The following is a 13411-nucleotide window of genomic DNA, read 5'->3' on the forward strand; positions in this document are numbered from 1 at the left end:
ACCTGCAACTGACATCTGTGACTAACTATGAGAAGACGAAAACTACCGCCGATCGTAACGAAGCTTTCCGAATCGGAAAACCAGACTGTTTGGAAGGTTGAGTTGCCGCCTAACGGTTCAGGGTTTCGGTCGACCTACCGTGCAACGACTTACCCGAATAGTGATCTCGTGTTCGTAGAGACGTGGGTGAAGAAACTCAAATCGTCGAACAAGAAGGTCGTGGAGGTCATGCGCGCTCACCTCGCAGGCGGTGACAGAACCGGGAAGATCTGATGAAGGTCCTAGTCGACAAGGCGGCGCTCGATGCCCTCCTACGATCGGCTGTGCCGGCGTACGAGGGTGACACGTCCGTCATTGCTCACGAGCTTAACCTCGACGAGTTGGTGGGCGAGGCAGTTGCGGCGGCACAGCCACGCAGGCGTGGGCGGGCTGGTGATAGCAACATCGACCCGCTCGACCAGCTTGTTCAGGTTGTAATCGGGGTTCCGGAATCCATGAACCGGTTCATCAAGGCGCAGGTCACCGAGGCGGGAACGAATGTGCAGGCTTATACGCGGGCGGTTCTGCATCTTGCGATGCGCGCGGGTCTCATGGACAAGGTGGCCGAAGCCATGCGCGGGGATGTCTGACGCTAGGCATCAATGAGTCGAAGGATATTGGAGTCTTGATTACAACCCGAGGGGAAAGAGCGATGACAGGGATGCATAAATTTCTAGTTTGCTCGTCAGATGAGCCGATCTCGAGATCGTTCGGTTACATCGTCGAAGCACAATCGGCCGAGGAGGCGCGATTAATCTACCTCAGTCAAATTTACATGAAAGACTCGATCTTTCGTGACTCGGTGCTGGACCTCTCGATGAATCTTTCATTTGTCGAACGCTTTTACCTTGGTACGCCTCAGGAAACGTACCGCTTCGAACAAACCGGTCTCGCATCAGTTCCTGATGGCGTTGTGGCGGAGCGAGTGCGCGAATTTTTTGCGCCGAAGCCGTCCTTGGGCGAGGCATTCTTGAAGTTCATGGGTGACGGCGACAAATTGCGAGTTACCGAAGAGATGTTCGAGTTCATCGCGACGCATGATGGTGATGGAGGCGTCGAAGTGCTTGAGCTTGATAGCATGCCGACTCTGTCGGCACTTTGCTAGATTTTCGATGACCGGCATTTACATTGAGTCGATGAAGCGCCCGGCAGAGCAACATTCGTCGGCTGGGACATCCCGATCACCGTGGTCTGACGTTCACGCTGAGATGGACATGCTTGAGTAAGGCGCTGCCGTGAATTTGTAGCGACACCGCGCGGAATGGAAAAGAGCTATGGCGACATCACGAGGATTTGACGATTGGGCTGCAGAAGTAGCGAGGGCGTTTGTTGGCCTTGGCGTTCCGCTGCTCGAAGCGAAGCACATTCCGTATGACAACGAGGAGTGGTTTCGCAGGGAGTTCGATGCTGGCGAAAGCGCTGCGATGACGGCCCAAGATTGGGTCAACAACAGCTAGGACGATGACCGATGACCGAGATCCTCACTGACGCTGAGCGCGCGGCTATCCGAGCTGTCGCATCTGGCGACAAGGCGCAAGTCGACGCCGCTCGCGCCGCTTTCAATCGGGCCACGCCGCTGCACGGCGTCAGTGCATGCGTTGAGCTTCAGTTTATGTCGGAGCTTCTGGCACCGACCCCTGATCTGTTGTTGCGTTCCCAGTATCGTGCAGCGGTGCTGAAGAATCGGCGTTAAGCCGAGACATCGGAGGACGCGACGTGAAGAGACTCGAATATCGGCTCTCGCAAGCGCGAGATGGTGCTCCGCTCGCAATTATCGACTCGGCATTGGGGAGTGGTCATGACATCTCACCAGCTGATCTGCGGTTACTGGCAAGTGCGTTGCTCACGATTGCGGACGAGGCGGAGAATGTGAAACTCGATCCACGCGAACTATGGAAAGCTGGTGCAATTGATCTGAAGTAGGGGGGGAGTTGAGTAAGAAAATTTGGCACCTGAAATACGTCGCCGGCAATCCTGCGATGGCCACGCGAGTGATTCACGCTGCGGACAATCCACGCACGCGTGCAGTCGCTCTAGCTGACGCAGAGAAAGTTGCAGAGAACGGATGGCGCGTGTGGGTTGAACATGCAACAACAGGGGCGCGGATCTTCGAAAGCGAAGAGGAGCGTGCGCATCAATCTAAAGCCGGTTAGCCGCACAGGAGGCATGTCTTGAAGGTACTGACTGCGGATTCGGGATACCCAGACGGCAAGGGCGGTCCCGCCGATATCAGCGTACGCCAGCTGGCCGATGGGCTTGTTGGCCGCACGATCGGCAAGGTCTTGTTCGACGGAGGCGACCTCGTGCTTGGACTAAGCGATGGCACGGCGGTGATCGTCCGTGGCAATTCGATCGAGGATCAATCGCTGGCGATCAGTGTATTGCGGCAGGCATAGGTATCTACGATGTATCTCGGAGCAATCATAGTCCGCTGTCCGTATTGCGGGCACCCAGCACTTTCCAGCGCGAGCAAAGGGGTGTGGTGTAGCCACTGCAAGAACGGAAGGATTCGATAGCATGAAGGTCGTGAACTTCGACGACTTTTGCTCACTGCCGGCCCCTGTCCTGTTTCAGGAGCTGCCTTGCATCGATTCCGAGAGCACCGACGTCGGCGCCCTCTCGGTTCGAGGCGGAGTGACGCATTTCAATGGGCGCGCCAGTTCCTTTGTGTGCGTGCGAACGGTGCCAGATTCTCTGGTCGACGTGGTCGATGGCTGTGCCGTGGAATGGCCGGAATCGAGCTATCGAGATGGCCCATTTGAATACGTTGCCAATGCTAGGCGTCGGTTCTTGGTTTGGGATCGAGAGAGCGTTGAATTACTGCGGACCATGCTTGGATCTGCGTCCGATTTCTTCGGGGAACATACCCCCAAACAGGTAGTAGTCGAATAGGTACGCAACGATGCGCGACCAACTCTCAAAAGGACTCTTTCGGCGCTGGCTTGACATTGAGGCCGCAGCCGGAAAGTCGCTCAAGCGGACGCTGGAGGAAATCAACGATGCGTGCGGAACGGCCTATCGACACAACTGGCCCGCTAAGATGGAAGAGGCTGGGTACTCACTCGAGCGTATCCCGGTCGCCGTACGTCGCCACATGATGCGTGCCGTATTGCCCGCCGAGCTAAGCGCACGGGGTATTGCGGTTACCCCCACGTATGATCGAGCAGCTACTGAGGGCGTTGACGTAGTACCGTAGCGGTGCTGTTATCTAAATCAAGTTCGGCGCCTATCAGCCGATATTGACTCAGGGGCTCGCGATGCGGAGCGGTACGATTGTTCATGAAGGAATGTGAGGACCATTACATGACAGAGATGCTTGAGCAGGCCGTGGCATACGTGGCCGCGCACCCGACTGCATATATGTTGGCGGTTCTGTGTTTCTCCGGCTGTTACATTCTGGTAAGCCGCGAGAGCCGAAAATGGCCCGAGGCAAGTATTGTCCATATTCACTCGGACGGCAGCGAAACGTCATTCGGACGACATGTGGTTCACGGTGGAGTGCGTCCCGATGATGAATTCAAGATCGCGAACCAAATGTACAGAGTGGTATCAGTCGACCGAGGTCCCTACACCGGCCACCTCACGGTGCACGTGACCGGCAGGGCGCACATTGGGCTTCGGGCAGCGTAAGAGGCGAAAGAAGAGAATGCGAACAGAGCATACGATGTCCCGGCTTCGGGGCGAGTTGATGGCGCACTTTGAGCGTCGCTTCGAAGCGGACCTTAAGTATGTGCGTGAGAATTGCGCGACAGTGAACATCTCATATGATATCGGCGAGGAGAAGGGAGGGCGGCTAACGGCTACCGTCACTCTGACGTGTACCAACGGCGGGAAGGTTACCAAAAGCCCGGCCCTTTACGAATACCGTCAACGGCAATCATCGGGAGGCGCAGAGGGCTGGTATTGCTACAACGACTGGCGAGACTGACCTGCGAGATATTGCACTTTACTGAGATGAAATCGCGCGTTGGTACGAGAGTATGTCGAGGAGAATTCCGTGACAATCAGCGAGCGGTTCTTGGCGATCAAAGGGGATGCTGAGCTGAAAGCATTTCTGGATGTCTATGGCTTTCGTGAGCTCGGGGCCAATGCGAAGTGGAATATTGGGGAATTCGAAGCTTCGTATCACGGGACCAAGTACCGGATCGGCTACCGCTGGCACGACCCATCGCAGGTCTATTCCGTCCGGTCTGATGTGCACAAGGCGCGGCTTTGGTCGATTGACGCGCAGGGCGCCGTGTGTATACACGGTGACATTGAGTTTGACGAGAACGCCTAATTTTAGAGCAAGGGTAACGGGGAAAGACGATGATGAAAGCCGGGAGATACACGTTCGAGCCGATCACGAAGATTGGGTCGATCGCATTTGCAGTTGAAGTTGAAGATCTGAACGATGGCGAGTTCGCAGTACTCTTCTTTGCAGACGGAAGTACTCGCGTGGGACGAGCAAAGGTGCGCGTCGTCGAGGGCCGAAATGTGTGGATCAACCACATCGAAGTCGATGCGCTCTTTCGGCGCCGAGGATATGCGTCAGCGCTCGTGCAGTGGATCGTGGATGCGTGTGGTCAACGACTCGTTCCCGTCAACGAGCGAGGAGATGGCCCGGCCTTCTGGTCCGCGCTGCGTGACGATCCGAGGTTTGCGGGATCGGTTGAAAGCGGGATCTCGCAAACTACCTATGTCGAAACAATGCGCCAGTTCGGGTTGCTCGACTGAGTCGTGCTCCAGCAACGGCTCCAGCGGCAGCAGGCAATATAGCGTGCCTGTGCGTGGGAACGGCGATGATCGATATCTCTGAGGCCTCGATTACCGAACTACTCTCCGCGCATAGCGCGCTGCTCGACGAGTTGCGCCGCAGAGGGATCACGCGATCAGGGAATAATCCGACGGGGGATTATGCGGAATGGCTGGTCGCGACAAAGTTGGGTTTGAAGCTGGCGGGGAAGTCGTCGAAGGGATTTGATGCGACTGATCGGCAAAGCGCTCGGTATGAGATCAAGGGCCGTCGCGTTACCTCGATGAATCGATCGACGCAACTCAGCCCTATTCGAAATCTATCCGGCGCGCATTTCGATTTCCTTGTTGCTGTCGTGTTCGACAGCACATGGAAAGTCATGGTGGCGGCCAAAATTCCATACACTGTGGTCTCCCGTGTAGCTTCGTACAAAGCGCATGTGAATGGTCATGTGATCCACGTTCGACCATCGCTGCTATCGGTTGAAGGTGTTGAAGACATCACTGCGCTGCTTTGAGCCCGGAGGAGATTCAAAATGGATGACTTCAGTACCAAGGGGTTCTTGTCCTCGACGTTGGCGAGCCAACAAGCGCGCGCACGCGAGCGCTTCAAGGCCGACTTTGACGCATGCGAAGCGTGGTCTGATCGGGCGTTGGCGTCACTGAATGCGATGACTGCTGGCTTCAAACATCCGTCAGTTCTATTTGCCGTCGCGTGTTGGATGCGTTGCATTCGTGCATGCCAAGCGGGGATTCTGCTCGCTGAAAGGGGCATGATGCCAGATGCGCTGACGCAAGCTCGTAGCGCAGTCGAGAGTCTATTCTATGCAGTCGCGTTGGTCGAAAACCCAGAGTTGCTGGAGCGCTTTGTTGAGCACGACATGTTCGAGCGGATCAAGCAGGCGAGGGGGGTACTTTCCGTGCCCTCGATCATGCTGCATGTGACGCCGGAAGATCGGGCGCGCATCGAGGCGTTGACGTTGAAAGCAGCAGAGAAGCCTCGTGACTGGCCTGCATACGAGGCCGCGCGACACGCCAATCTTCTCGAGCTCTATCAAACACTCTTTCGTGGTTTTTCCTTAGGCGCAGCTCACTGTACTCTGACGGCGCTGGATCACGAGCTCAATCCGTCGTCGCTTGGCGATTTGGACTTCGGGCCGAGCTACATGCAGCTGACCGAGACGTTGGATATGCTCGGCGTTTGTCTAAGAACGGGTGTTGAGAGGTTCGCGGGCAAGCTGTAACAGGAAACCTTTGACGAAATGTTATCGGCAATAGCCGAAAGGATAGTGAGATGAGCTCATCCGGATCAGCGTATCGTTTGGATATCGAGGTAGATGAGGAGCTTTGGAGGAAATTCCGCCCGGCAATTGAGGGCGAGACGTCTCAGACGTGGACGGTGTCCGTGAAGGAGCGTGACGGCATTCTGCACAAGAATGTTGTCGCATTCGAGGACTTGGCATTTCCCCTTGGAATGTCGCTACGCAATGCACTCGAGAAATTCGGGGTCGCCTATGTTTGGTACGACTACTCGGAAAAGCATCCCACGTGGCAAGCCTTCGACCCGCCTCCGCAGCGCTAATGGCGCGCACCTCGGTGTTGCGTCGATGACGTCGACACTGAACGGCGTGCCGGCCGGTGGCGGGTACGCCAATGTCAGGCTAATCCACCCATGCTGTATTTAGTCGGAATCAAAAACAAAAATTAAAATGCATCCGATTTGGTGCGGTATCTACAAAAAACGCCAAAAAGCGCTATTTTGTGTTTGATTGCGTCGCAATCGCGCCTTGATAATCGAAGCATTGGCTATCGATTGGACGGAATGGGGCATGGTCGCGAAGAGCGCTGAAGTGACGTGGGTCGATCTCTCTGCGATCGGCGTGTATATGGGTTCGTGGCAGCACCCGAGCGACCCATCGAAATCTCTTCCGCTAGCCATGGTCGACATGGGCGGTGCCCATGAAGCGGCGATTCGCAAGCTTGGCTTCCGGCCGATGACGGGGGTGAAAGCCGCCGGCATCTATGTTCGCGACGACACGGCGGTGTCGCGTGAGATGCTTCATGAAGCTTTCGGGCAAAAGAACGTTCGCTTCGTGCGTGGCGCGCGCGAGGCCATCACCGGCATTTTCCAGAGGCAGTTCCGCGAAAAAACGCAGCTGAACGCCAAGGCCGCGTTCGCGCAGCAGCGCGCACTCGGCCTCAATCACCGGGGCGAAGTGGTCTTCGAGACCGCGCTGGGTCGACACGTCGTGCGCCGCGTCGACGGCGCGTCACGCTTGATCCCCGAGGCGAGTGGAGCGCCCGAGGACTTTCTTCGCGCGCGCACTCGGGACCAGCTGCGCAAAGTCGCACGGGGTTTCGTCCAACGCATCACGCTGCGACGCGACACGCTGCGTCGGGAGAATGTTCAGAACCTTATCGCTCTGTCGAACGAGGGCGGATTCACGCCTCGCGATTATCAGGAAGCGATCGAGGTCGAAGTCGGGGCGCTGTTCACGCGGGAGGTTGTGGCAGCAGGCCTTGCTCGTGGCGCCGCACCACTAGCCGCTTACGATATCGCCGATCGCATCTATCACGGAATGCCCGAGCTGAGGGAGCGCACGTCGAACTCGATTGCCAACCAGCAGTATTCGACACCGATTCCAATGAGTACGCTGGCGCAGGCCTTGCTGACATGCGGCGGTGAGCCGGTTGGGGCTGCGTATCTTGATCCGACGATCGGGAATGGCAGTCTCGTCTCGCTGGTCGCCGCGCAACGCGCTGGTGGAATGGCGGCCACGGTTTGCGGCGTTGAGATTGATCCGGCCCGAGTTGAGTCGGCGCAAGAGGTTGCCGATCAGGTTGTGCTCGGTGACGCAACGAAGATCGATTACCGTCGGCAGTTTGCGCGTCCGGATGGGTTCGATTTTGTCATCGCGAACCCGCCTTTCGGCTCGATGGATCAGCGCGAGACGGTGGATTTGCCGGCCAACAGTGCAGTCCGATCAATGAGTGTTCAGCGTCTTGATCATTTCCTGCTGCTCAAGTCGCTCCACGCGCGGAAGGACCAAGGTCGAGCAGTCTTTATTACCGGCGCGGACAACGTCATGAAGGCGGGCGAGATCATTGGGGCGTCGAAGCATCTGATCGCGTATCTGCACGACCACTACGAGATCGACGGCATCGTCGACGTGAGTGGCGAGCTGTATAAGAAGCAGGGTGCTGGGTATCCGCTTCGCATGTACGTGATCGGCGATCGCAAAGCGGTACCGGAGCAAACGGAAGAACCGAAATCGCTGCCGGTGATCAGGTCGTATGAAGGGCTTCGTGCATGGGCGGAGGGAATTCTCTCAGTTCGTGCTCCGGAGCAGCGCCGTCAGCTCGAGCGCGTTGATTCAGCGGTAGACGTGAGGGAGCCGCAGCCGGGAGCCGGTGCCGACGGGGTAATCGAAGGCGCTGGCCCGCAGCGCGTGGCAGAAGGGACGACGGACGGGCAGACTGGATCGGCAGTGGCGGCGCAGCCGGATGACGCGCGTCAGGAATCTGAGTTCCAGCAACGCTACGTAGCGTTCTCGAATAGTGGTGAGGCGTCGACCATGATTCCCGCGAACCTTTCCGGGCCCGTGTACGAAGCACTGGCGCAAATTAAAGGCGAGCACGGGGATATCGATGACTATGTCGCACGCGAGCTCGACTACGCAGTGAATGACCTGCCGAAGTACTTCTCGCCGGAACAGATCGATGCGCTCGCGATGATTTGCTCGGCTACGAGCCGCAAGCTCGGCTTCCTGCTCGCGGATCAAATGGGCGTGGGCAAGGGGCGTGTGCTCGCTGGGTTCGCTCGCCGGGAACGCCTGCAGGGGCGCATTCCGATGTTCGTGACGATTACGGACAACCTCTTCTCCGACTTCCTCGAGCGCGACATCGCGTCGATCGATAGTCGGCATCTCTTTCAGGCTCCGCTCATCGTCAACGATCAGTCGAAGACCGTCGACTCGGACGGTAATGTGATTGTCCGCTCGATGAAGCGTCCGGACTATCGCAAGCATGCTGAAGAGGGCCGGCTCCCGGAAGGAACGGATCTGATTATGCTGACGTATTCTCAACTGTCTCGTCCGCAAGAGAAGCATCTCACGTCACGCTATATGCGAGCCCTGTGCTCGTCGTACCCGATCTCGCTGATTCTGGACGAGTCGCACAAGGGCGCGGGCGCGAGCAACACCAGCGAGAACCTTGCGGGAATGATCAACGGTCTGGACGTGACGGGCGGGAACATCGTTTACTCGTCCGGCACGCCGATCAAGGGGGCAAAGAATCTTTCGCTGTACCGGCGGATCTTGCCGGAGGGTGTCAACCCTGAGGAGCTGCTGGACGCAGTGCTGAGCGATCCGATCTCGTTGCAGGAGGCGCTGAATTACGAGATCTCGGCGCAAGGGTGTTTGATCTCGCGCGAGCTCGACAATACCGGCATTGAGAAGGAGTTCGTCGTCTCCCGGTACGTGAAGCGCAACGAAGAGGTGGCCGATCAACTTTCGGAGATCCTGAGCGCGATGAACTACATCTCCGGGGACGTCCGGAAGATCGTCGGCAATCTGAACCGGGATTTTGCCAAGCAGTTGGAATCGATCCCCGAAGAGCAGCGTGCAGGCCAGCGCATGGGCGCGACCAGCGTGAACTTTGCTTCGCGCATGCACGCACTGGTGTGCCAGATGCTGCTCGCTATGAAGGCTCGGGAAATTGCCGATCTCGCGATCGAAGCCATCGAGGCAAATGAGAAGCCGATCATTGCCCTGCAGCGTACGGGTGAGTCGATGCTGGCTGACTACCTTTCGGAAAACAGTGCGGAGTACGACGATTCCGAAGAGCGTGTGCAAAAAGATATCTCGGGCGTGACGCTCGATAAGCCGATCAACTTCCGAGACTACTTGCACAAGACGCTTGAAAGGCTGATGTGGATCACGACGGTGGGCCGCTATGGCGATGTGACGAAGACGCGTGCGGCAAGCGAGGAAATCGATGATTCCGCAGCGCGGATTAAACAACTGATCGACGCACTGCCCGATGACTTGCCGTTGGCGCCGATCGACTATTTGCGTGAGGCGCTGGATGCGCGGGGTTATACGCTGGGGGAAATCTCGGGGCGGAACTTGCGGTCTCGGACGCTTGCTAACGGAAAGGTGTCGATCGAACCGATGCCCGGTCGGACTGACAAGACGCGAGTCAATCGCGTGGTGCGTGAATTCAACAACGGGGATCTCGATGCGATCGTGCTGACCGGTGCAGGCAGCACGGGCATTTCGCTGCAGGCAAGTCCGGCAGTGGGTGCGGATGTTCGGCCGCGCGTGATGATCAAAGGGGAGATGCAGCAGGACATCACGGCGGAGCGGCAAATGGATGGTCGCCACAATCGAACCGGACAGATCGAGCGACCGAAGTACAAGATTCCGGTGACGGGACTGCCGGCCGACGATCGGCAGGCGATGATGTTCAACACGAAGAACCGGTCATTGACGGCCAGTACGGTGGCGAACCGCGACAGTAAGGAAATCATCCGGGAGGTGCCGGACCTGCTGAATGTCGTGGGAGACATGGTGGCCGAGGAGTTGTTGAAGGAGAACCTGCAACTCGCTGATCACCTTGATATCGCGATGAAGGATGACAGCGATTCGTACCAGAAGCCACCGCTTTATTACATCAAGGTGCTGACTGGCCGGATCTGTTTGCTGCGCGTAGACGCCCAGCGCTCGCTCTATGAGGATCTCCAGTCTCGATTCCACGAGAAGGTCGATCAGCTCAAGGCAGAGGGGCGCAATCCGCTGGAGGTGCAATGTCATGACTGGCGCGCCCGGCGTATCGACCGCCGTGCCTTCATGGGCGCATCCAACGCGTCGACGAATGAGCGTTCGCAGCTCAATTCGCCGGTCTACTTGAGCCAGCTCGAGTACGAGGAGGAGCTGAAGGCGTTCAAGGCATCAGAGGTTGACAATCGGATCGCGTTTGCGTGCGCGGAAGGGGTCCCCAACGTTGAAGTCATCAGCAAGTATTTGCGCGAGCAGCGCAACGAGATCCTGAAGCGTTACACGCCCAAGCGCTTCGAGACAGTCGAGGCTGCACTATCCGATAAAGAGCCCAACGAGACGAAAAATACTGCGGCCAAGCTGACGTGGCTTGACGAGAACCTTCAGTATTTGCGTCCCGGTGCCGTATACCGTCAGGAGGACCTTGAGGGCGTGCCGATTCCGACTGTGATTGTTCGGGTCGGTGTGCCGTCCAAGCTCGAAGGCTACCTGCGATTGAGCGAGTACGCGTTTTACACGATGCGGCCGGGGAGCGACGAAGTCAGGCTCGAAACTGCGAGCTCGCTGTTCGCGAGCGGTATCGATCTCGAGTGGGCGCCGTTTGCCGAGCATGAAGAAGCACGTGATGCATTTGATGCGGCAGAGAACGGCGTTGTCACGCGCCGCGCGCGGGTGCTGGACGGCAACCTGTTCGAGGCGACGTCGCTGAACCTGCGTGAGCGGATCGGCCGAAAGATCGTCTACACCGACGAGGGCGGTGCGCGGCAACACGGCATCCTTGTGTACGCGAATGTGTCCGAGAAGATGCTTGCCGCGATTCCCGAACGTATCCGCGATGCGGGGTTGGTAGCCCGATTTGCCGAGCATCGGCCGGTCACGACCAACAGGAGCGGTGACTGGCGCGAAGACTTCGGCGTGATGGTTCGTAAAGGCAGTGCCGGCAGGCTGGAGCTCGTGGTGCCGGGCACGAAAAAATGGGGTGGCGACATTTTCCTTGACGAGGCGCTGACGCCGATTGCCGGGAAGGAGTCGGAGTGTCGCTTTCATCTCACGTTCCGATCGGCTGGCGGGAAGATGATTGCGACACTGCCGGATGACGGCGTGCTCGGGGTGGTCCGCTACCTCATGGATCACCACGGATTGTCGTTTTTCACGCGCGAGCGAGAGGAGCTGGCACGCATTCGTGAGATGACGGGGCGCCCGAGTGCAAACGAGCTGGCGCCTGCCTGATGGCCTGCAGGGTGCCCGACTGCTATAGCAGGTAGTCGGGCACGGTCTGTTTCGGAGGAGTGGTTGGTGCGGCGGCCGCAGGGGGTGAGGCGGCTGCAGGAGCAGCTTGCGGCAGCGCAGGCGGGGTGGTTGTAAGCGACGGTTGGCCGACTTCATGGGGCGTCAGGCGGTACTTCTCGACCCATGTCTGCTCGAGCACATCGGCGCGGGACGCGATCTGAACGTCCAACTTCGCGAGAGCGAGCACTATTCGGTGCCGCTTATGTTGCCAAGACAGCACTTGCATGCAGGTTCCAAAAAAGAAAATGTTTTTTATTAGTCCCTATTGGACTAAAATACAATGAAATCTGCAAAAACGCGAGGAAAACGTGGCTGAGAATCCGAATGCGGTGAGCGCCAGCGGCCGAGGCGAGCCCGAAAGACTGTTTCGCGTGTCGGATCCTGATCTGATCGCGGCGCACATGAACGCCAAGGATCAAACCGGGATGACCCTCTACCAGATGGGCTTTCTCGGGAAGGTCGAGCACTGGGTTCTCAACCGGATTGCCGAGAAAAATGACGCGCTTGCCGGCGACGTCACGACGCGATTGCAGCGGCTCGACGACATCGTTACGAATTTCCGAAACAAGATTCCGGCGGACAATCCTGCGTTCATCCAGATCCTGTCGTGGCTGACCATCGAGCAGGCGATGTACACGGTCGAGTACTTGCAGGGTTGCCAGCATGAGTTCTTCATGCAGCTGGTCGAGTACTGCAAGTGCAACGAACTCAATGACGTCAACGCGGATCTCGCGCTGAAGCGGATCCGCGCGCTCAACAAGACGCGCCTGCTGGATCGCTGGTTTAGCCCGGCAAACGTTGACTTCGTCATCACCACGCTCACGGGCCTCCAATGAAAGTGCGTCAGCTCGTCTCTTCTCTTCGCGTCCGCTCGGTCGGCAAGAACGCGCTCTTCATGGGGGCGGGAGCGGCCCTCGCCACAGGTATTGCCGTGATGGCGCAGCAGTCATCGACGGACCCGAACACGTCGTCGACCAACTGCGCAGTATCGACTGCCGCGCAATCGGCGTTGAACAACCGGATCACGATGATCGGGATGACGCAGCCTGATCCGTCGAAGTACTTCACGGTCGGGGGTGTATCGAGTTGCATTGGGGCGATCACGAACATCGATCTGTCGAAACTGATTCCTGATCCGATGGGGATCCTGACATCGCTGGCTCAGCAAGCCTTGCAGATGGGGGTCAACGCTGCCTGCACTGCAGCGCGCAACTCGCTTTCGGATCTGCTCGGGAAGTACAACTACGCGGCCGGCATTCTCAACAACGGGTCCGGGTTCATCACGGGATATCTCGATCAGCAGATCGGTAAGACTGTTGGCGTCGCTCTGACGACATACGGCACCAGCTACTCCGCCCCGCCCGGCGTGCCGACGACGATCGATCCGCTGAGTGGCATCACGGGCGCCTTGAACAATACGGTCGGGTCAACCGCGTCGCAGGTCACGTCCACGGCTCAAAGCACCGCGCAGGCGGCCGCATCAGCGGTGACGGCTCCCGTGGCTGCTGCAGCGAATTCCGCTCTGTCGAGCACGTCGTCACTCGGTTCGAAGATTTTCGGGGGCAACTAAG

The 13411-nt window shown here is 58.0% G+C and carries 15 protein-coding genes; all 15 read left to right on the top strand.

Features of this window, described 5'->3' with window-relative positions; translation table 11 throughout:
- The first annotated feature begins 272 nt into the window (after nucleotides 1–272).
- The 15 genes from G3N98_RS00325 to G3N98_RS00395 all read left to right on the top strand — a co-directional run bounded on the left by G3N98_RS00325 (nucleotide 273) and on the right by G3N98_RS00395 (nucleotide 13410).
- The gene (locus tag G3N98_RS00325) at nucleotides 273–629 is read left to right on the top strand and encodes a hypothetical protein (RefSeq protein ID WP_206146749.1); all 357 of its coding nucleotides are present in this window, start codon (nucleotides 273–275) and stop codon (nucleotides 627–629) included.
- A gap of 62 nt (nucleotides 630–691) precedes the next feature.
- Complete coding sequence (locus G3N98_RS00330; RefSeq protein ID WP_206146750.1) at nucleotides 692–1144, top strand: hypothetical protein; 453 nt, start codon at nucleotides 692–694, stop codon at nucleotides 1142–1144.
- Between the two features lie 169 nt (nucleotides 1145–1313).
- Nucleotides 1314–1496: a hypothetical protein gene (locus G3N98_RS00335; protein WP_206146751.1), complete on the top strand. Its 183-nt coding sequence runs from the start codon at nucleotides 1314–1316 to the stop codon at nucleotides 1494–1496.
- An 11-nt stretch (nucleotides 1497–1507) separates the two neighbouring features.
- Nucleotides 1508–1732 (top strand): hypothetical protein, encoded by a 225-nt coding sequence (locus G3N98_RS00340; RefSeq protein ID WP_206146752.1) that lies wholly within the window; start codon nucleotides 1508–1510, stop codon nucleotides 1730–1732.
- Between the two features lie 23 nt (nucleotides 1733–1755).
- Complete coding sequence (locus G3N98_RS00345) at nucleotides 1756–1962, top strand: hypothetical protein (protein ID WP_206146753.1); 207 nt, start codon at nucleotides 1756–1758, stop codon at nucleotides 1960–1962.
- A gap of 248 nt (nucleotides 1963–2210) precedes the next feature.
- A complete protein-coding gene (locus G3N98_RS00350) occupies nucleotides 2211–2435 on the top strand; it encodes a hypothetical protein (protein ID WP_206146754.1) in 225 nt (74 codons plus the stop codon).
- A 121-nt stretch (nucleotides 2436–2556) separates the two neighbouring features.
- Complete coding sequence (locus G3N98_RS00355) at nucleotides 2557–2931, top strand: hypothetical protein (protein WP_206146755.1); 375 nt, start codon at nucleotides 2557–2559, stop codon at nucleotides 2929–2931.
- A 1105-nt stretch (nucleotides 2932–4036) separates the two neighbouring features.
- Nucleotides 4037–4318, top strand: coding sequence for a hypothetical protein (locus tag G3N98_RS00360; protein WP_206146756.1), 282 nt, complete (start codon nucleotides 4037–4039; stop codon nucleotides 4316–4318).
- Nucleotides 4319–4347: 29 nt separating this feature from the next.
- Complete coding sequence (locus G3N98_RS00365) at nucleotides 4348–4755, top strand: GNAT family N-acetyltransferase (protein ID WP_206146757.1); 408 nt, start codon at nucleotides 4348–4350, stop codon at nucleotides 4753–4755.
- 65 nt (nucleotides 4756–4820) lie between these two features.
- Nucleotides 4821–5291 (top strand): hypothetical protein, encoded by a 471-nt coding sequence (locus G3N98_RS00370; protein WP_206146758.1) that lies wholly within the window; start codon nucleotides 4821–4823, stop codon nucleotides 5289–5291.
- A gap of 18 nt (nucleotides 5292–5309) precedes the next feature.
- The gene (locus G3N98_RS00375; protein ID WP_206146759.1) at nucleotides 5310–6017 is read left to right on the top strand and encodes a DUF5677 domain-containing protein; all 708 of its coding nucleotides are present in this window, start codon (nucleotides 5310–5312) and stop codon (nucleotides 6015–6017) included.
- A gap of 50 nt (nucleotides 6018–6067) precedes the next feature.
- Entirely contained in the window at nucleotides 6068–6355 is a 288-nt protein-coding gene (locus G3N98_RS00380) for a hypothetical protein (protein WP_206146760.1), read from the top strand.
- Between the two features lie 247 nt (nucleotides 6356–6602).
- The gene (locus G3N98_RS00385) at nucleotides 6603–11780 is read left to right on the top strand and encodes a strawberry notch C-terminal domain-containing protein (protein ID WP_206146761.1); all 5178 of its coding nucleotides are present in this window, start codon (nucleotides 6603–6605) and stop codon (nucleotides 11778–11780) included.
- Nucleotides 11781–12148: 368 nt separating this feature from the next.
- Nucleotides 12149–12676 (top strand): hypothetical protein, encoded by a 528-nt coding sequence (locus tag G3N98_RS00390; protein ID WP_206146762.1) that lies wholly within the window; start codon nucleotides 12149–12151, stop codon nucleotides 12674–12676.
- Complete coding sequence (locus G3N98_RS00395) at nucleotides 12673–13410, top strand: hypothetical protein (protein WP_241025637.1); 738 nt, start codon at nucleotides 12673–12675, stop codon at nucleotides 13408–13410. The genes G3N98_RS00390 and G3N98_RS00395 overlap by 4 nt, the downstream gene beginning before the upstream one ends.
- Nucleotide 13411: the final 1 nt, after the last annotated feature.

The organism is Burkholderia sp. Tr-20390, from assembly GCF_017104595.1.
In the GTDB taxonomy this organism is placed as follows: Bacteria; Pseudomonadota; Gammaproteobacteria; order Burkholderiales; family Burkholderiaceae; genus Burkholderia.

What these genes read in the sequence shown, in the direction of transcription:
- G3N98_RS00325 (WP_206146749.1), top strand. Translation starts at nt 273, where the DNA reads ATGAAGGTCCTAGTCGACAAGGCGGCGCTCGATGCCCTCCTACGATCG.
- G3N98_RS00330 (WP_206146750.1), top strand. Translation starts at nt 692, where the DNA reads ATGACAGGGATGCATAAATTTCTAGTTTGCTCGTCAGATGAGCCGATC.
- G3N98_RS00335 (WP_206146751.1), top strand. Translation starts at nt 1,314, where the DNA reads ATGGCGACATCACGAGGATTTGACGATTGGGCTGCAGAAGTAGCGAGG.
- G3N98_RS00340 (WP_206146752.1), top strand. Translation starts at nt 1,508, where the DNA reads ATGACCGAGATCCTCACTGACGCTGAGCGCGCGGCTATCCGAGCTGTC.
- G3N98_RS00355 (WP_206146755.1), top strand. Translation starts at nt 2,557, where the DNA reads ATGAAGGTCGTGAACTTCGACGACTTTTGCTCACTGCCGGCCCCTGTC.
- G3N98_RS00365 (WP_206146757.1), top strand. Translation starts at nt 4,348, where the DNA reads ATGATGAAAGCCGGGAGATACACGTTCGAGCCGATCACGAAGATTGGG.
- G3N98_RS00370 (WP_206146758.1), top strand. Translation starts at nt 4,821, where the DNA reads ATGATCGATATCTCTGAGGCCTCGATTACCGAACTACTCTCCGCGCAT.
- G3N98_RS00375 (WP_206146759.1), top strand. Translation starts at nt 5,310, where the DNA reads ATGGATGACTTCAGTACCAAGGGGTTCTTGTCCTCGACGTTGGCGAGC.
- G3N98_RS00380 (WP_206146760.1), top strand. Translation starts at nt 6,068, where the DNA reads ATGAGCTCATCCGGATCAGCGTATCGTTTGGATATCGAGGTAGATGAG.
- G3N98_RS00385 (WP_206146761.1), top strand. Translation starts at nt 6,603, where the DNA reads ATGGTCGCGAAGAGCGCTGAAGTGACGTGGGTCGATCTCTCTGCGATC.
- G3N98_RS00395 (WP_241025637.1), top strand. Translation starts at nt 12,673, where the DNA reads ATGAAAGTGCGTCAGCTCGTCTCTTCTCTTCGCGTCCGCTCGGTCGGC.